This is a genomic window from Neisseria sp. P0014.S009 (assembly GCF_051958155.1).
In the GTDB taxonomy this organism is placed as follows: Bacteria; Pseudomonadota; Gammaproteobacteria; order Burkholderiales; family Neisseriaceae; genus Neisseria; species Neisseria flavescens_C.
Genome location: NZ_JBQCVS010000267.1, coordinates 1 through 236 on the forward strand (window position 1 = coordinate 1; position 236 = coordinate 236).

General features: G+C 56.8%; 1 rRNA gene. It reads left to right on the top strand.

Annotation, left to right across the window (positions count from 1 at the left end):
* Positions 1 to 236, top strand: a 16S ribosomal RNA gene (locus ACTHS4_RS12605); the annotation flags it as partial.

Sequence of the window (236 nt, forward strand, 5' to 3'; positions counted from 1 at the left end):
GCCTACGGGGGGCAGCAGTGAGGGATATTGCACAATGGGCGAAAGCCTGATGCAGCGACGCCGCGTGGGAGAAGAAGGCCTTCGGGTTGTAAATCCCTTTTCTGCGTGACGAGGAAGGACGGTAGCGCAGGAATAAGTCTCGGCTAACTACGTGCCAGCAGCCGCGGTAAAACGTAGGAGACAAACGTTATCCGGAGTTACTGGGCGTAAAGGGCGTGCAGGTGGTTCGTTAAGTC